Here is a 16889-nt window from a genome sequence, read left to right as displayed (position 1 = left end):
GCGCGCACCCGCTCACGGGCCGTAGCGCAACCACAGCGGCAGAATCGAATCCAGGTAGTCCATGAACTTCTTCAGGCCCACCCGGTATTGGCCAAACCCGTACGGATCTTTCGCATGTTCGGGAAAGGCGATGCCCAGACCGAACAGGCCGGGGGCGATGATCCCGTTTTGCTGGTTGTAGTCCAGTTGTCCCCACTGCGGTGTCTCCGGCAATTTTCGCCGTTCGAATCCGACCGTGTAAACAACGTGATCGCAGGCGGCGAGTTTTTGTTCGAATTCGGGCCCGGACACCCAGTATCTGTCGAGTTTCTCCGGATACTGACCATCAATATTCTCCCGGGCCCATTCGGCCGCTCGCCCCTTGAGGCCGGTGTCGTCGAACAGGATCCAGTCGTCTAGATACACGGCGTACCTGAGCGGGCTGCGATAAAAGTTGACCACTTTCTCGACGGGGTGTCGCAGCAGGTGCGGCAACGCGATCATCGACGAGTGCGACGAGCCGAAGACCGCGACCGTCGCGCCGTCGAGTCGCTCCGCGGCCAGTTTCTCGGGATCCAGCGCCACTTCGACGGGGATCTCTTTGAGATGGGGATGGTGAAGTCTCTTGGGGACGGCGCCCACGGCGAGGACGACATTTTCGGAGCGGACGTCATCGAGCGCCGTTTCGATCGTCCACCGCCGCTGCCGTAGCGACAGCGACGTCGCCGTCGTCTGAAAAATGTGCACCTGTTCGCGCAGTTGTTCGGTGACCCAGACCAACGGCTCGGCGACCAGGGCCAGCGCACACGTTTCCCGGGGATCGACCTCTTGCAGCGGCGTGGGCGGCGCCTCGGAGAAGCGGAACGCCGAGGAGGCGTTGAGGAAACTCAGGAATGTCGCGGCGATGGTGTTACTTGAAATCGGCCGCCATTTCCCGCCGAGGTCGCCCACCGCGAACGCGGGGTCGATCCATGCGATCTTCGCCGGCGAGATCCCGTGATCGAGCAGCCGTCCCACCGCGGCAATTCCGGCGGGCCCGGCCCCGATAACTGTCCACGCGTAAGTCGGCATGCATTAGGTATAGAGCACGAACCTCGAAAGTGCGTAGCCGGCGACCGCCGGCTACACCAGCCAGGCCGCGCTGTCCGGCGCCAGCTGACCGTCTACCAGCGGTGCGCTGGTGAAGATCACGTTGCCGGCCGGCAACGTGACCGGACCCGTGCCGGAGTTGAGCGCGCACACCAGGCCGCCGGGTCGCCGGAACACCACCACGTCGGGCGACACGGTCAGCCACGTGAGCGCGGCGCCGTCGAATTCGGCTCGCTCCCTGCGCAATCGGATGACATCGCGGAAGTAGGCCAGCGTCGAGGAGGGATCGGCCTCCTGCTTCTCCACCGTCAGCGGCGCCCAATCGGCCGGCATCGGCAACCAGGTGTCGGCCGAACTGGAGAAGCCGAACGGGGGAGCGTCGCCCGACCACGGCAGCGGCACCCGGACCTTGTCGCGGCCCCGCTCGGTGCGTCCGGACCGTTCCCAGGTCGGGTCCTGCAACACCTCCTCGGGCAGGTCCAGCACGTCGGGCAGCCCGAGCTCCTCGCCGTTGTAGATGAACACCGTGCCCGGCAGGGCGAGCATCGCCATCACCATCGCCCGCGCCCGGCGCAGCCCGATCTCGCCGCCGCCGTAGCGGGTCACCTCGCGGTCAATGTCGTGGTTGGACAGCGTCCAGGTCGGAACGGCGTCATAGATCGCGGTGGCCGCAAGCGAATTCTCGACGGCGTCGTGGACCTGGGCGGCGTCGAAGCCGACCTTGGTCAACCGGAAATTGAAGCCGAGGTGCAGTTCGTCGGGCCGCAGGTACTCCGCCCACAGCAGGTTGTCCATCACCCACACCTCGCCGATGGTCACCGCGCCGGAATACTCGTCGACGATCTTGCGGACTTTGCGATGGATGTCGTGCACGGCGGGATTGTTGAACCGCGGGTCGTCGTCGGTGTGCGACAACACCTTGACGATTTCCTTCGCGTCGGGCAGGCCGGGCGGCTTGGCCATGCCGTGCGCGACGTCGATGCGGAAGCCGTCCACGCCGCGGTCCAGCCAGAACCGCAGCGACGTCTCGAAGTCATCGAAGACCTCGGGGTTGTCCCAGTTCAGGTCCGGTTGCTCGGCGTCGAAGAGGTGCAAGTAGTACTGGCCCGGATTGCCGTCGGGCTCGACCACCCGCGTCCAGGCCGATCCGCCGAAGACCGATGTCCAGTTGTTCGGCGGCAGCTCGCCGTTGGGCCCCTTGCCGTCGCGGAAGTGGTAGCGCTCCCTGGCGTCGGTACCCGGGCCGGCCGCGAGCGCGGTCTGGAACCACGGGTGCGCCGAGCTGGTGTGGTTGGGCACCACGTCCATGGTGATCTTGATGTCCCGCTCGTGCGCCGCGGTGATCAGCCGCTCGATCGCGGCCATCCCGCCGAACAGCGGGTCGATGTCCCGGGGGTCGGCGACGTCGTAACCGTGGTCGGCCATCGGCGAGACGGTGACCGGGCTGAGCCAGATCGCATCGATGCCCAGCCGTACCAGGTGGTCCAGGTGGGCGACGATCCCGTCGATGTCGCCGACGCCGTCGCCGTTACTGTCCGCGAACGATCGCGGATAAATCTGGTAGAAGACCGCGTTCGACCACCATGCTGCGGGGCTCATGCTGCTCCGTTCGGTTTGCTCGGCTCTCACAGGGACGAATTGACCAGGGAGTGCGCCGCCATTTCCAGATAGTTGAGCAACTCGCGGCGGTGCTCATCGTCGAGTGTCCGTGAGTCGATGGACGCGACCGCGGTGTGCATGCATCGCAGCCACGCGTCGCGCTCGATCGGGGTGATCCGGAAGGGCGCGTGGCGCATCCGCAGCCGGGGGTGACCGCGCTGGTCAGAGTAGGTGCGCGGACCGCCCCAGTACTGCTCGAGGAACATGCGCAGCCGGTCCTCGGCGCCCGCCAGGTCGTCGAGGGGATACAGCTCGCGCAGGATCTCGTCCTCGGGGACCTGTTCATAAAACCGGGACACGATCGCGTGGAAAGTCTCGGCACCACCGACAGCGTCGTAGAACGATTGTTGCTCAGAATCCATCGCCCTCCATTGTGGTGCATGCGTTGCGCAGCAACTTCCACCAGGCCCCGATCGCCCCCGCTGTTCACCCACTGGACACGGCACGCACCGGCAATGGACACGGCACGCGCCGGCAATAGGCGTGCGATTAGCGGCGAATCATGGTGGACTATCCGCGGAGGATCTATGGCGCAGGGCAAGAGACGCCGCAGCCACCGCAGTTCTGTGGTCGCGGCAGGGTTAACCGGGCCCCCAACCGTGTCATGCCTGCACAGTGCTTCCCACCGCCCCGCCCCGGGCGTCGAAACTCATCCACCCAACCGGCACGACAGCGCCTCGATCTGGAGCCGCCGCCGAGTGCTGCTGCTGAACTCCACCTACGAGCCACTGACCGCGCTGCCGATGCGGCGGGCGATCGTGATGGTGATCTGCGGTAAGGCCGACGTGGTGCACGCCGACCCGGGCGGGCCGATCATCCACGCGGCGACCACGTCGATCACCGTGCCGTCGGTGATCCAGCTGCGGTCCTACGTCCGCGTTCCGTACCGCGCCCGGGTTCCGATGACCCGCGCCGCCCTGATGCACCGCGACCGGTTCTCCTGCGCCTACTGTGGGGCCAAGGCCGACACCGTCGACCACGTCGTGCCGCGCAGCCGCGGTGGGGACCACTCCTGGGAAAACTGCGTGGCGTGCTGTTCGACGTGCAACCACCGCAAGGGCGACAAACTGCTCTCCGAACTCGGCTGGGCGCTGCGGCGCGCACCCGTTCCGCCGACCGGGCAGCACTGGCGACTGCTGTCCACGGTCAAGGAAATGGATCCGGCCTGGGTGCGCTATCTCGGCGAAGGCGCGGCCTGATCGCCAATCTCGTGTCCGGGCGCGCCAGTGACCACCCCGGTGGGATACGGTTTGCGTCGTGAACGAGATTCAGATTCACCTCTTGACGGTCGGCATCCCGGTGTTGCTGGTCATCGTGCTGGCGGTGCCGATCTACGCGCGCAAGGGACCGCACCCGGCGAGCTACAAGTTGTCCGAGCCGTGGACACACCCACCGATCCTGTGGGCCGCCACCGACGAGGTGGTCGACCGGCCCCATGGCCATCACAGCACGGAGTTCTCAGTCGGAGGTGGCGCTAGTGGCACATGGTGAGGTAGCGACGGTCGAGCCTGTCGACCTGCCCAGGGGTTTCGTGATCACCACCAGCGGGCGGGTGTCCGGGGTCACCGAGCCCGGCGAGCTGTCGGTGCACTACCCGTTCTCGAACAACGACCTCGTCGCGATCGACGACGCGCTGAAGTACGGCTCGCGCAAGTCGATGACCCGGTTCGCGGTGTACCTCGGCGATCTGGGTGGCGACACCGCGGCGCGTGCCCGCGAGATCCTGGCCAAGGTGCCTACGCCGAATAACGCCGTGCTGCTCGCCGTTTCGCCCGACCAGAGCGTCATCGAGGTGGTCTACGGTGCGCAGGTCCGCGGCCGCGGCGCCGAGGCGGCGGCACCGCAAGGGGTGGCCGCCGCGGCGGCCGCATTCGAGCAAGGGCAACTGGTCGAGGGCCTGGTCAACGCGATCAACGTGCTCAGTGACGGCATCTCGCCGGCCTAGATGAACGGCGTACGGACACGGCTCGCACACGCGGGCCGTGTCTTGGCGATCCTGGGTTTCGTGCTCCTGGTCGCGCTCGTCGGCGCGGCGCCAGCGCTGGCCGACCCCGGGATGTACGGGGACCCGGCCAAGGCCGCCCTGTACTGGGAGTACCAGTCATACGACAACAACTGTGCGCTGGTGTCGGTGGCCAGTGTGGTCGGCCAGGTCACCGGCCACATGCCTAGCGAGCAAGAGGTCATCGACCTCGCGAAGAACACACCCAGCGTCCGTGGTGACGGGCGCACGGTCTACGAAGACGAAAACGGCCGTGGCGTCATCACCCGCGATCTGCCGCCGCTGCTGCTGCACTACGGCATCCACTCCACGATCTCCAGCGACGCCCAGAACGACGCCGCGCTCACCAAGCTGGAGGGCATCCTCGGCTCGGGACACGCCGTAATGGTCGGCGTTCATGCCAAGACGCTGCGGGACGGTTCGCCGCCGGGCAAGGACGACCACGAGATCGTGGTGACCGGAATAGACGCCACCAACAGGGTCGCGCATCTCAATGACAGCGGCGTCGAAAACGGCCGCGACTTGCAGGTGCCCATCCCGCAATTCATGTCGGCCTGGAGCGCCGACGACTTCGAGATGACGGTGACCTCAGAAACCGTCCAGTAACGCCGCGGCTACTGCTGACCCGCGTCGAACCGGCGCGCCCGCAGCGAACGCTTGACTCCCGCTTGGCCTTCCAGCACCAGTCGACGCAGCGCCGGCGGCACCTCGGGGTCGGCCAGGAACCGGTCGGCGGCGGCGACGCCCTCGTCGCTGATGTCCCAGTGCGGATAAAGCCCGATCACCACCGTCTGGGCGACCTCGCTGGAACGCCGCTCCCAAACCCCGGCGATGGCCTCGAAGTAGCGCGCCGCCAACGGCGCCAGCAGCTCGCCCTGCCCGGGCGCGGCGATGCCCGCGATGAGCGAGCGCCCGACGATGTTGGGCAGCGTGTCGTCCTCGACGACGGTCTTCCACGCCTCCTTTTTGACCTCCAGCTGCGGCCGCGCCGCGGCGGCCTGCGCGCCGTGGCGCTTACCGGCCGCAGTCGGGTCGCGCCGCACCTCGGCGTCGATGAAGGGTGTCTCGGGCCCGTCGGCGTCGATGTCGCCGGCGGTGGCCAGCGCTGTCACGATGCGCCAGCGCAGATCGGTGTCGACGTCCAGGCCCGGCAGACCGACGTCAGCGGGGTCGCGGTCGAGCAGGTCGGCCAGTGTGGCGACGTGCCGGGCGGACAGCACCGACGAGCACAGCGCGTTGACGAAGGCCAGCTGATGATCCGATCCGGGCTCCGCGTCGCGCGCCAGCTCCAGCAGCCGGTCGGCGAATTGCGGCCAGCCTTCTTCGCGGGCCCAGACCGGTTCGGCGTAGGAGCCCACCGCCGTCTGGGCCTGCAGCAGCAGCCGCTGCAGCACCGCGACTTCGGTTTCGGCGTGCCCGCCGCCCGCCACCAGTGCCACGAAGTCGCGGGCCCGCAGTTCGGCGTCGCGGGTCATCTCCCACGCCGCCGACCACACCAGGGTGCGCGGCAGCGGTTCGGTGATGTCGGCGATGCGCGCCAGCGCGGTCTGCAGCGACTCGGGGTCCAGCCGCAGCGAACAATAGGTGAGGTCATCATCGTTGACCAGGATCAGCTTGCCGCGCGAAACCCCAACCAGCGCAGGCACTTCGGTGGCCGGGCCATCGACGTCGAGTTCGGTGCGGTGGACCCGCACCAGCTTGCCGGATCCGGACGGGTCGTCGTCGTAGATCCCGATCGCCAGCCGGTGCACCCGTGTCTCGCCTGCGCCGGGCTCGGCGCCGCTCTGCTGCACGACGAAGCGGGTGAACCTGCCCTCGTCGTCGACGTCGAAATCGGGCCGCAGCCCGTTGAGCCCCGTGGTTTTCAGCCATTGCCGGCCCCAATCCGACAGGTCGCGCCCCGACGCCGTCTCCAGCGCGGCCAGCAGATCGTCGAAGGTGGCGTTGCCGTAGGCGTGCGTGCGGAAGTAATCGCGCAGGCCGGCCAGGAAGTGCTCGAGGCCGACGTAGGCCACCAGCTGCTTGAGCACCGAGGCGCCCTTGGCGTAGGTGATCCCGTCGAAGTTCACCTCGACCGCGGCCAGGTCGGGGATGTCGGCGGCGATGGGATGCGTCGACGGCAACTGGTCCTGGCGGTAGGCCCATGACTTCTCTACGGTGGCGAACGTCGTCCATGCCTCGGTGAATTCGGTTGCCTCGCTTTGGCATAGCACCGAGGCGAACGTCGCGAACGACTCGTTCAGCCACAAGTCGTCCCACCACGTCATGGTGACCAGGTCGCCGAACCACATGTGCGCCATCTCGTGCAGCACCGTCTCGGCCCGTCGCTCGTAGGACGCCCGGGTGACCTTGCTGCGGAACACATAGTCCTCGAGGAACGTCACCGCCCCGGCGTTTTCCATTGCGCCCGCGTTGAATTCGGGAACGAACAGTTGGTCGTACTTGCCGAACGCGTAGGGCAGGCCAAAATTCTTGTGGTAGAAGCCGAAGCCCTGCTTGGTCTGCGTGAACAACCGCTCGGCGTCCATGTGTTGCGCCAGCGAGGACCGGCAGTAGATGCCCAGCGGTATCTCGCCGTGTTCGTCGGTGTAGCTGTCCTCCCAGTGGGCGTAGGGGCCGGCGATCAGGGCCACCAAATAGGTGCTCATCCGCGGCGTGACGGCGAAGGTGTGCACGCCCACCCCGTCCTGCTGCGAGACCGCCACCGCGGCGCCGTTGGAGATCACCTTCCAGTGCGCGGGAGCGATCACCCGCAGGCCGAATGTGGCCTTCAGGTCCGGCTGGTCGAAGCAGGCGAACATGCGCTTGGCGTCGGCGGTTTCGAATTGCGAATACAGGTACACCTCGTCGTCCACCGGGTCGAGGAAGCGGTGCAGTCCCTCGCCGGTGTTGGAGTAGCGGCAGTCGGCGTCGACGACGAGCACGTTGCGGTCGGCCAGTCCGGGCAGGGCGATGCCGATCGATTCGTCGTATCCGGACACGTCGAGCTCGCGGCCGTTGAGGGTGGCGGTGTGCACCGTTGCGGCGGCGAGGTCGATCACACTGTCGGCGCCGGCCAGCGCGTCGAACACCACGGTGGTGGTGGAGCGGAAGGTTCGCTCGCCGGGCCCGCCGGAGACGCCGTCGGTCAGATCGAGGCTGATTTGGTAGCTGTCGACGGTGATCAGGGCCGCGCGTTCGACGGCCTGGTCTCGGGTGAGGTTAGGGAGGGCCACCCGTCCAACTTAAAGCGTCGGCTGCTGGGCCTGCAGAACGGGAACAGCGGGCCGACGATTACGGTTGTGCAAGGCGGTGCTTTTGACCGTCCGTCACCCCTCGAAGGAGAGGATTTCGCCATGCCCGAGCAGGCCCCCGCGAAAGACCAAGCCGATTTCTGGTTCGACCCGCTGTGCCCCTGGGCATGGATCACGTCCCGCTGGATCCTCGAGGTGGAGAAGGTTCGCGACATCGACGTGAACTTCCACGTGATGAGCCTGGCGGTGCTCAACGAGAACCGTGAAGACCTGCCCGAGCAGTACCGCGAGAACCTGAAGCGGGCCTGGGGGCCGGTGCGCGTGGCGATCGCCGCCGAGCAGGCGCACGGGGCCGAGGTGCTGGCACCGCTGTACACGGCGATGGGCACCCTGATTCACAACCAGGGCAACAAGGAGCTCGAAGACGTCATCAAGCTGGCGCTCGACGAGGTCGGTCTGCCCGCCGAGCTGGCCGACGCCGCAACCAGTGACGCCTACGACGAGGCGTTGCGCAAGAGCCATCACGCCGGCATGGACGCGGTCGGTGACGATGTCGGTACGCCGACCATTCACGTCAACGGCGTGGCGTTCTTCGGCCCGGTGCTGTCGCGGATTCCGCGGGGCGAGGAGGCCGGCAAGCTCTGGGACGCCTCGGTGACCTTCGCCGCCTATCCGCATTTCTTCGAGCTCAAGCGAACCCGTCACGAGAAGCCCGAATTCGACTAGTCGGTCCCGCGTTGCGCGAGCCGGATCCGGCGGGGGAGTATGTCGGGCATGCGCGTCTACCTCGGTTCTGACCACGCTGGATTCGAGCTCAAACAACAGATCATCGAGCACCTCGAGAAGACCGGGCACGAACCGATCGACTGCGGTGCCTTCACCTACGACGCCGAGGACGACTACCCGGCGTTTTGCATCGATGCCGCGACCCGCACGGTGGCCGACCCCGAGAGCCTGGGCATCGTGCTGGGCGGGTCGGGCAACGGTGAGCAGATCGCGGCGAACAAGGTGCCCGGTGCCCGGTGCGCGCTGGCATGGAGCGTCGAGACCGCGTCGCTGGCCCGTCAGCACAACAACGCACAGCTGATCGGCATCGGTGGCCGCATGCACACCGTGGACGAGGCGCTCTCGTTCGTCGACGCGTTCCTCAGCACGCCGTGGTCGAAAGCCGAGCGCCACCAACGGCGTATCGACATTCTCGCCGAGTACGAACGCACCCACCAGGCGCCGCCGGTGCCCGGCGCCCAGGCCTAGGGCTGCGTTGCCCGAAGGCCATACCCTGCACCGGCTGGCCCGGCTGCACCAGCGCCGGTTCGGCGGCGCCCCCGTCGCGGTGTCCAGCCCGCAGGGCCGCTTCGCGAGCGAGGCCGCGGTGGTCGACGGCCAGGTGCTCAAGCGCACCAGCGTTTGGGGCAAGCACCTGTTTCACCACTACGGCCCGGACGCTGGGGGCCCGATCGTGCACGTGCATCTCGGCCTCTACGGCACTTTCACCGAATGGCAAGTTCCGTCCGCCGCCGCCGGCGTGGTGGTGCTGCCCGAGGCGGTCGGGCAGGTGCGCATGCGCATGCTCGGTGCCGAATACGGCACCGACCTGCGCGGCCCGACGGTGTGCGAGGTGATCGACGAGGCTCGGGTGAGCGAAGTGGTGGCCAGGCTGGGCCCCGACCCGCTGCGCAGCGATGCCGATCCGTCTTGGGCCTGGAATCGAATTGCTAAGTCCCGCAGGCCAATTGGAGCACTGCTGATGGACCAGACTGTCATGGCCGGGGTGGGCAACGTCTACCGCAGCGAGTTGTTGTTCCGCCACGGCATCGATCCGTTTCGTTCCGGACGAGACGTCAGCCGGTCGGATTTCGACGAGGCGTGGGCCGATCTGGTGGCGTTGATGAAGGTCGGGTTGCGTCGCGGCAAGATCTACGTGGTGCGGCCCGAGCACGACCACGGGGCGCCGTCGTATGCGGCCGAACGGCCCCGCACCTACGTGTACCGGCGCGCCGGCGAGCCCTGCCGGGTGAACGGGGGACCGATCCGAACGGCCGTGCTGGAGGGCCGAAATGTGTTCTGGTGCCCAACTTGTCAGAGCTGAACCGCCCGCCCGGATTGACAGGAAACTGACAGCAAGAAACGCTGGCGTCTACAGTTTACCTTTCTGCCGCCCCGGGTAAGAACCGGCTCGTGAACGACATTCCGCGTTTTGCCGCAACGTTTTTCGCCGGGGCCGCGCTGTTGGGCCTGGCGGGGGTGGGCGTCGCAGCCGACGTCCAAGCGCAGCCGGGACCTTTCCCGCAGTGGTGCCCGGGGGAGCTCTGGGACCCGGGCTGGGGGAACAACTGGGACTGGAACAGCTGCCACGACTGGCGTGGCGGACCGCCGCCGCCTCCGGGCTGGGGCCATGGCGGACCGCCGCCTCCCGGCTGGGGGCCGCCGCCGCCTCCCGGGTGGCACCCCTGATCCATTGAACCGATCGACCGAAAGGCGCCTCGCGAATGCGGGGCGCATTTCGGCGTCTGGACGCTTATAGTTTCCCGGTCGGATGGATGAGGAAGTGGCTCGTGAAAGCTATTCCAGGCCTTGCTGCAACGATTCTCGCCGGATCCGCCTTGTTGGGTGTGGCCGGCGTTGGTGTCGCCTCGGACGCTCGAGCGCTATCCGGACCCTTCCCGCTTTGGTGCCCGGGCGAGTATTGGGACCCGTCCTGGGGCAGCAACTGGGACTGGGCCAGCTGCCATGACCTGCGTATGGGCGATCCCGAGGCGCCCCGACCTTGGGAGCAGCCGCCGCCACCCCCGCCACCCATCGTCGTACCGCACTGATTCCATCACGCCGCTGCAGAACAGCGCGCCGGCGCGTTTTCGCCGAAACCGGCGCTAGTCGACGGCGACACCCAGCGCGGCGTAGATCTCGTTGCTGAGTGCCAGGCTGCGCGGGTCGGCGTTGGCCTTGGTGGCATCGAAGTGGTTCGACACGTAGGCGTAGCCGATCCGGTGTTCCAGGTCGACGAAGCCGAAGGACCCGCCGAGGCCGCCGTGACCGAAGATCCGCGGGTTGGGTCCGTTGACTCGACGCTGGTTGAGCATGTATCCCAGGCCCCAGCCGTGGTCGGCCACCCGGGGCCCGAGCACCAGGTCGGTTTCCAGGCCGCCCTGGCATTCCCGGACCAGGTCCATGTGTTTGGGGCTGAGCAGCTTCTCCTGAGCGAGCGCGTTGTAGAAGGTGGCCAATCCCAGCGCGGACACCTGCCCGTTGGTGCCGGGGAACTCGAGCCGGCGCCACAGGTCCAGGTCGTAGGAGCTGACCTCGTCGTCCGGGGCGAATCCCATGGAGACCGCCAGGCCGGCCTTCGGATGGTCGGAAAGGCTGGTCGGCTCGCTGGGGATGTGGATCAGCAGGTCGCGCATGTGCGGCTTGTTCACCCGCTGGGCGCAACGGAGCTGATCGGCGGCGGACAGGCCAATATGCACATCGGCGCCGAGGGGTTCGGCGATCTCGGTCCGCAGGTAGTGGCCGATCGTCCGCCCGGTGACACGGCGAAAGACCTCGCCGAGGATGAAGCCGAAGGTCGTCATGTGATAGCCCTGCGCGGTGCCGGGCTCCCACCACGGTTCCGCGGCGACCAGTTGGTCGCAGACGAAGTCCCAATCGGTGACCTGCTGCCAGCTCATCGGGGTACGCGGCCCGATGACGCCGGAACGGTGACCCATCACCATCGCCAATGTGATGTCGTGTTTGCCCGCGTTGCCGAATTCGGGCCAGTAGTGGCGCACCGGCGCCTGCAGGTCCACTGCACCGCGATCGGCCAGCTGGTGCATGCAGGTGGCCGACAGGCCCTTGGTGCCGGACAACACCGTGGTCAGGGTGTCCTGCCGCCAGGGCCGGGTGTGTGCCTCGTCGGCCCAGCCGCCCCAGAGGTTAACGACCAGGTCGCCGTTCACCCAGGCCGCGACGGCCGCGCCGCACTCCAGCCCGCGGGTGAAATTGCGCTCGAATGCGTCGCGCACCCCGGCAAACCCCGGCGTGCACGAGCCATGGATCGCCACGTCCGCTTTCGGATCGCTCATGGCGCCTCTCTTCGAGCACTACTCAGCCCGAGCGGGCGACGGGAATCGAACCCGCGTAGCTAGTTTGGAAGACTAGGGCTCTACCATTGAGCTACGCCCGCATGTATTAGTCGAGCGAGACTGTATCTGGCGACGAAGATCAAATCTAATCGACACGAATCTGTTGCCGCATCGTGAGGTCTGTGCGGTCCGGCGAGGTTCCAGCCAAGCCGGTGGCCGACCAGGTGAGCAAAAGCCGTAGGATCGCGAGGTCAGTGCGGGGTGTAGCGCAGCTTGGTAGCGCATCCGCTTTGGGAGCGGAAGGCCGCAGGTTCAAATCCTGTCACCCCGACCAGCGCCGCAACCCGGCCGGCACCTGGCCGCAGATCGTCAAGAACGACCACCAAGGAGTACACCCGTGAAGAGCAGCGTCGAGCAGTTGAGCCCCACCCGGGTGCGCATCAACGTGGAGGTGCCGTTCACCGAACTCGAACCTGATTTTCAGCGGGCCTACAAGGAGCTGGCCCAGCAGGTCCGGCTGCCCGGCTTCCGGCCCGGTAAGGCGCCGGTGAAGTTGCTGGAGGCCCGGTTCGGCCGCGAAGCGCTGCTCGACCAGGTCGTCAACGAGGCACTGCCCGCCCGGTACGGCCAGGCCGTCGCCGAGTCCGCGGTCCAGCCGATTGGCCGACCCGAGATCGAGGTGACCAAGAAGGAGTACGGCGAGGAATTGGCGTTCACCGCCGAGGTCGACGTCCGTCCCAAGATCGACCTTCCCGACCTGAGCGCGCTGCAGGTGTCGGTGGAGCCGGTCGAGGTCACCGACGAGGACGTCGAGTCCGAGCTGCAGGCGCTGCGCTCCCGGTTCGGCAGCCTGAGCGACGTGGACCGCCCAGTGGCCGAGGGCGACTTCGTCTCGATCGACCTGTCCGCCACCGTCGACGGCGAGCCGGTGCCCAACGCCTCCGCCGAAGGCCTGTCGCACGAGGTCGGGTCGGGCCGGCTGATCGACGGTCTGGATGACGCGCTCGTCGGGCTGTCCGTGGACGAATCCAAGGAGTTCACCGCGAAGCTGGCCGCCGGCGAGCACGCGGGCAAGGACGCGCAGGCGACGGTCACCGTCAAGTCGATCAAGCACCGCGAACTTCCCGAGCCCGATGACGAATTCGCGCAATTGGCAAGCGAATTCGACACCATTGACGAGTTGCGCAGCGACCTGCGCGAGCGGGTCGGCCAGTTCAAGCGGGCCCAGCAGGCTGAGCAGATCCGCGAAGCCGCGCTGGAGGCGTTGCTCGAACAGGTCGAGGTGCCGGTCCCGGAGGCCATCGTCCAGGCACAGTACGACAGCGCCCTGCACGGCGCGCTGCACGGCCTCAACCATGACGACGCCAAGCTGGAAGAAGTGCTTGCCGGCCAAGGCAAGTCGCGCGAGGACTTCGAGGCCGAGACCCGAGCCGCCGCGGAGGGTGACGTCCGTCGGCAACTGCTGCTGGACGCGCTGGCCGACGACCTCGAGGTCCAGGTCGGCCAGGAGGACCTGACCGAGCGGCTGGTCGCGACCTCGCAGCAGTACGGTCTCGAGCCGCAGCAGCTGTTCGGCTATCTGCAGGAGAACAACCAGTTGCCGGCCATGTTCGCCGACGTGCGCCGCGGGCTGGCCATCGGCGCGGTGGTCGCGGCGGCGACCGTCAAGGACACCGCCGGAAACGTCATCGACACCACCGAATTCTTCCCGCAGCGCGGCAAAGCCGACGAGGCGGAGACCGACGACGAAGGCGCCGCGGACGACGGCGAGTCCGATGTCCAATCCGCCGACGCCGACGCCGAGAAGTGACGGGGAACTTGACGCTGTGAGCGAACGTGCCCGTTTCGGGGGTGCGTGGGCGCGAAACGGCGGGCCCGGTTGGTTAGTGTCGGTTCAAACAGATTTGAGAAAGCAGGTAACCCGGTCGTGACTGACATGCGTTCGAACTCGGTGGGGCTGAACCTCACGGACTCGGTCTATGAGCGCTTGCTCTCCGAGCGCATCATCTTCCTGGGTTCGGAGGTGAATGACGAGGTCGCCAACCGGTTGTGCGCGCAGATTCTGCTGCTCGCCGCCGAGGACGGCGACAAGGACATCAACCTCTACATCAACTCCCCGGGCGGATCGATCAGCGCCGGGATGGCGATCTACGACACGATGGTGCTGGCACCGTGCGACATCGCCACCTACGCGATGGGCATGGCCGCCTCGATGGGCGAGTTCCTGCTGGCGGCGGGCACCAAGGGCAAGCGCTACGCGCTGCCGCATGCCCGGATCCTCATGCACCAGCCGTTGGGCGGGGTGACGGGCAGCGCGGCCGACATCGCCATCCAGGCCGAGCAGTTCCACGTCATCAAGAAGGAGATGTTCCGGCTCAACGCGGAGTTCACCGGCCAGTCGATCGAGCGCATCGAAGCCGACTCGGACCGCGACCGCTGGTTCACCGCCCAGGAGGCCCTGGAGTACGGCTTCGTCGACCACATCATCACCCGCGCCGCCCACATCACCAATGGAGAAGCACGATGAACCCCGAAACCCAACCTCAGGCGCGCTACATCCTCCCGTCGTTCATCGAACACTCCAGCTTCGGCGTCAAGGAGTCCAACCCGTACAACAAGCTGTTCGAGGAGCGCATCATCTTCCTCGGCGTGCAGGTCGACGACGCCTCGGCGAACGACATCATGGCTCAGCTGCTGGTGCTCGAGTCGCTGGACCCGGACCGCGACATCACCATGTACATCAACTCGCCCGGCGGCGGATTCACCTCGTTGATGGCAATCTACGACACCATGCAATACGTGCGGGCCGACATCCAGACCGTGTGCCTGGGCCAGGCCGCCTCGGCGGCGGCCGTGCTGCTCGCTGCCGGGACGCCGGGTAAGCGGATGGCGCTGCCGAACGCGCGGGTGCTGATCCACCAGCCGTCGCTGCAGGGTGTGATCCAGGGCCAATTCTCCGACCTGGAGATCCAGGCCGCCGAGATCGAGCGGATGCGCACTTTGATGGAGACCACGCTGGCCCGGCACACCAACAAAGACGCCGCGGTCATTCGCAAGGACACGGACCGCGACAAGATCCTGACCGCCGAAGAGGCCAAGGACTACGGGATCATCGACACCGTCCTCGAGTACCGGAAGCTGTCCGCGCAGACCGCTTAGCCGTTTGCCGCGAGCGTAAGCACACCGCGGAAATCCGGGCCGAAAATCGCAGCACGGCTACGCTCGCGGGCCCGCGGCCGCCGAGGCATTCGTCAGCAAACTCGCCGATCGGTCCAGGAAATTCCTGCGGCCGATCCCGCCCAAGCCACTGTAGGGTGGTGGCTTGGCAACCGTGCCGCACGGCGTGGGTAGCTCGGTGAGGTTACAGGCGCGACACGCCAAAGACACGGAAAGCGCGTCTCAGCCGCTGCGGGGGGTTGTCGGGCGATATGTTTTCGGACAGGCATGAATACCACCGACGCGATTCGGCCCTAACGGTCGCGGCGGGAACGATCCAGCGGGTAGCGTCGGTGGAATACATGCGACACGTAAAGGCGTACGGCGGACAGGGAAGTAGGCACTGAGGCACCATGGCGCGCATAGGAGACGGCGGTGATCTGCTGAAGTGCTCGTTCTGCGGGAAGAGCCAAAAGCAAGTCAAGAAACTTATTGCGGGCCCGGGTGTCTACATCTGCGATGAGTGCATCGACCTCTGCAACGAGATCATCGAAGAGGAGCTCGCCGACGCCGACGACGTCAAGCTCGACGAACTGCCCAAGCCCGCTGAGATCCGGGAGTTCCTCGAGGGGTATGTGATCGGGCAGGACAGCGCCAAGCGGACGCTGGCCGTCGCCGTCTACAACCACTACAAGCGGATTCAGGCCGGCGAGAAGGGGCGCGACTCCCGGTGCGAGCCGGTCGAGCTGACCAAGTCCAACATTCTGATGCTCGGCCCCACCGGTTGCGGCAAGACCTACCTGGCCCAGACGCTGGCCAAGATGCTCAACGTGCCGTTCGCCATCGCCGACGCCACCGCATTGACCGAGGCCGGTTACGTCGGTGAGGACGTCGAGAACATCCTGCTCAAGCTGATCCAGGCCGCCGACTACGACGTCAAGCGCGCCGAGACCGGCATCATCTACATCGACGAGGTCGACAAGATCGCCCGCAAGAGCGAGAACCCGTCGATAACACGCGACGTCTCAGGCGAGGGCGTGCAGCAGGCCCTGCTGAAGATCCTCGAGGGCACCCAGGCATCGGTGCCCCCGCAGGGCGGCCGCAAGCACCCGCACCAGGAGTTCATCCAGATCGATACCACCAACGTGTTGTTCATCGTGGCGGGGGCGTTCGCCGGCCTGGAGAAGATCATCTACGAGCGCGTTGGCAAGCGCGGGCTGGGCTTCGGCGCGGAAGTCCGCTCCAAGGCCGAGATCGACACCACCGACCACTTCGCCGAAGTCATGCCCGAGGACCTGATCAAGTTCGGTCTGATCCCCGAGTTCATCGGTCGTTTGCCGGTTGTCGCCTCCGTCACCAACCTCGACATGGAGTCGTTGGTCAAGATCTTGTCCGAGCCGAAGAACGCGCTGGTGAAGCAGTACACCCGGCTGTTCGAAATGGACGGCGTGGAGTTGGAGTTCACCGACGACGCCCTGGAAGCGATCGCCGATCAGGCCATCCACCGGGGCACCGGCGCCCGCGGTCTGCGCGCCATCATGGAAGAGGTCCTGCTGCCGGTGATGTACGACATCCCGAGCCGCGACGATGTCGCCAAGGTGGTCGTGACCAAGGAGACCGTGCAGGACAACGTGTTGCCGACGATCGTGCCGCGCAAGCCGTCGCGCACCGAGCGTCGCGACAAGAGCGCCTAATCCCCTAGCGACCCGG

General features: G+C 66.7%; 17 protein-coding genes and 2 tRNA genes. 13 read left to right on the top strand and 6 right to left on the bottom strand.

Annotated elements, in window-relative coordinates; all coding sequences use genetic code 11:
- Positions 1–12: 12 nt before the first annotated feature.
- The 3 genes from MSG_RS17300 to MSG_RS17290 are packed head-to-tail and all read right to left on the bottom strand — an operon-like array spanning position 13 to position 3089.
- Positions 13–1050 carry an FAD/NAD(P)-binding protein gene (locus MSG_RS17300; RefSeq protein WP_096441467.1) on the bottom strand — a complete coding sequence of 346 codons (1038 nt, stop codon included), beginning with the start codon at positions 1048–1050 and terminating at the stop codon, positions 13–15.
- Between the two features lie 51 nt (positions 1051–1101).
- Entirely contained in the window at positions 1102–2667 is a 1566-nt protein-coding gene (locus MSG_RS17295) for a glycoside hydrolase family 13 protein (protein WP_096441465.1), read from the bottom strand.
- Positions 2668–2693: 26 nt separating this feature from the next.
- Positions 2694–3089 carry a globin gene (locus MSG_RS17290; RefSeq protein WP_096441463.1) on the bottom strand — a complete coding sequence of 132 codons (396 nt, stop codon included), beginning with the start codon at positions 3087–3089 and terminating at the stop codon, positions 2694–2696.
- 165 nt (positions 3090–3254) lie between these two features.
- Here MSG_RS17290 and MSG_RS17285 point away from each other — a divergent pair, with 165 nt between their 5' ends.
- The 4 genes from MSG_RS17285 (at position 3255) to MSG_RS17270 (ending at position 5335) form a co-directional block, all read left to right on the top strand.
- A complete protein-coding gene (locus MSG_RS17285) occupies positions 3255–3926 on the top strand; it encodes an HNH endonuclease (RefSeq protein WP_096441461.1) in 672 nt (223 codons plus the stop codon).
- 67 nt (positions 3927–3993) lie between these two features.
- Positions 3994–4218 carry an aa3-type cytochrome oxidase subunit CtaJ gene (gene ctaJ / locus MSG_RS17280; RefSeq protein WP_096444630.1) on the top strand — a complete coding sequence of 75 codons (225 nt, stop codon included), beginning with the start codon at positions 3994–3996 and terminating at the stop codon, positions 4216–4218.
- On the top strand, positions 4205–4672 hold the full coding sequence (locus MSG_RS17275) for a DUF5130 family protein (RefSeq protein ID WP_096441459.1): 468 nt from the start codon (positions 4205–4207) through the stop codon (positions 4670–4672). The genes ctaJ and MSG_RS17275 overlap by 14 nt, the downstream gene beginning before the upstream one ends.
- 60 nt (positions 4673–4732) lie before the next feature.
- A complete protein-coding gene (locus MSG_RS17270) occupies positions 4733–5335 on the top strand; it encodes a cysteine peptidase family C39 domain-containing protein (RefSeq protein ID WP_162899249.1) in 603 nt (200 codons plus the stop codon).
- 8 nt (positions 5336–5343) lie between these two features.
- On the opposite strand, the gene pepN is transcribed toward MSG_RS17270, so the two are convergent.
- Positions 5344–7944: an aminopeptidase N gene (gene pepN / locus MSG_RS17265; RefSeq protein ID WP_096441455.1), complete on the bottom strand. Its 2601-nt coding sequence runs from the start codon at positions 7942–7944 to the stop codon at positions 5344–5346.
- Positions 7945–8064: 120 nt separating this feature from the next.
- Here pepN and MSG_RS17260 point away from each other — a divergent pair, with 120 nt between their 5' ends.
- The 4 genes from MSG_RS17260 (at position 8065) to MSG_RS17245 (ending at position 10416) form a co-directional block, all read left to right on the top strand.
- The gene (locus MSG_RS17260; protein ID WP_096441453.1) at positions 8065–8688 is read left to right on the top strand and encodes a mycothiol-dependent nitroreductase Rv2466c family protein; all 624 of its coding nucleotides are present in this window, start codon (positions 8065–8067) and stop codon (positions 8686–8688) included.
- 48 nt (positions 8689–8736) lie between these two features.
- Positions 8737–9216, top strand: a complete 480-nt coding sequence (locus MSG_RS17255) for a ribose-5-phosphate isomerase (RefSeq protein WP_181159165.1) — start codon at positions 8737–8739, stop codon at positions 9214–9216.
- Positions 9217–9223: 7 nt separating this feature from the next.
- A complete protein-coding gene (locus tag MSG_RS17250; protein WP_096441449.1) occupies positions 9224–10051 on the top strand; it encodes an Fpg/Nei family DNA glycosylase in 828 nt (275 codons plus the stop codon).
- Positions 10052–10140: 89 nt separating this feature from the next.
- Complete coding sequence (locus MSG_RS17245; RefSeq protein ID WP_170063167.1) at positions 10141–10416, top strand: hypothetical protein; 276 nt, start codon at positions 10141–10143, stop codon at positions 10414–10416.
- A 416-nt stretch (positions 10417–10832) separates the two neighbouring features.
- On the opposite strand, the gene MSG_RS17240 is transcribed toward MSG_RS17245, so the two are convergent.
- Both MSG_RS17240 and MSG_RS17235 read right to left on the bottom strand, forming a co-directional pair.
- Positions 10833–12023: a serine hydrolase domain-containing protein gene (locus MSG_RS17240; RefSeq protein WP_096441447.1), complete on the bottom strand. Its 1191-nt coding sequence runs from the start codon at positions 12021–12023 to the stop codon at positions 10833–10835.
- Positions 12024–12053: 30 nt separating this feature from the next.
- Positions 12054–12124 (bottom strand) — tRNA-Gly (locus MSG_RS17235).
- Positions 12125–12280: 156 nt separating this feature from the next.
- On the opposite strand from MSG_RS17235, the gene MSG_RS17230 reads away from it, so the two are divergent.
- The 5 genes from MSG_RS17230 to clpX all read left to right on the top strand — a co-directional run bounded on the left by MSG_RS17230 (position 12281) and on the right by clpX (position 16873).
- Positions 12281–12357, top strand: a tRNA-Pro gene (locus tag MSG_RS17230).
- Positions 12358–12420: 63 nt separating this feature from the next.
- A complete protein-coding gene (tig, locus tag MSG_RS17225; RefSeq protein ID WP_096441445.1) occupies positions 12421–13833 on the top strand; it encodes a trigger factor in 1413 nt (470 codons plus the stop codon).
- Positions 13834–13959: 126 nt separating this feature from the next.
- On the top strand, positions 13960–14550 hold the full coding sequence (locus tag MSG_RS17220; RefSeq protein WP_096441443.1) for an ATP-dependent Clp protease proteolytic subunit: 591 nt from the start codon (positions 13960–13962) through the stop codon (positions 14548–14550).
- Positions 14547–15182 (top strand): ATP-dependent CLP protease proteolytic subunit ClpP2, encoded by a 636-nt coding sequence (clpP2, locus tag MSG_RS17215; protein WP_096441441.1) that lies wholly within the window; start codon positions 14547–14549, stop codon positions 15180–15182. The genes MSG_RS17220 and clpP2 overlap by 4 nt, the downstream gene beginning before the upstream one ends.
- A 410-nt stretch (positions 15183–15592) precedes the next feature.
- Complete coding sequence (clpX, locus tag MSG_RS17210) at positions 15593–16873, top strand: ATP-dependent Clp protease ATP-binding subunit ClpX (RefSeq protein ID WP_096441439.1); 1281 nt, start codon at positions 15593–15595, stop codon at positions 16871–16873.
- Positions 16874–16889: the final 16 nt, after the last annotated feature.

Source organism: Mycobacterium shigaense, from assembly GCF_002356315.1.
In the GTDB taxonomy this organism is placed as follows: Bacteria; Actinomycetota; Actinomycetes; order Mycobacteriales; family Mycobacteriaceae; genus Mycobacterium; species Mycobacterium shigaense.
Note: the sequence above shows the minus strand (reverse complement) of the source record. Positions and strands in the feature narration are given on the sequence as shown.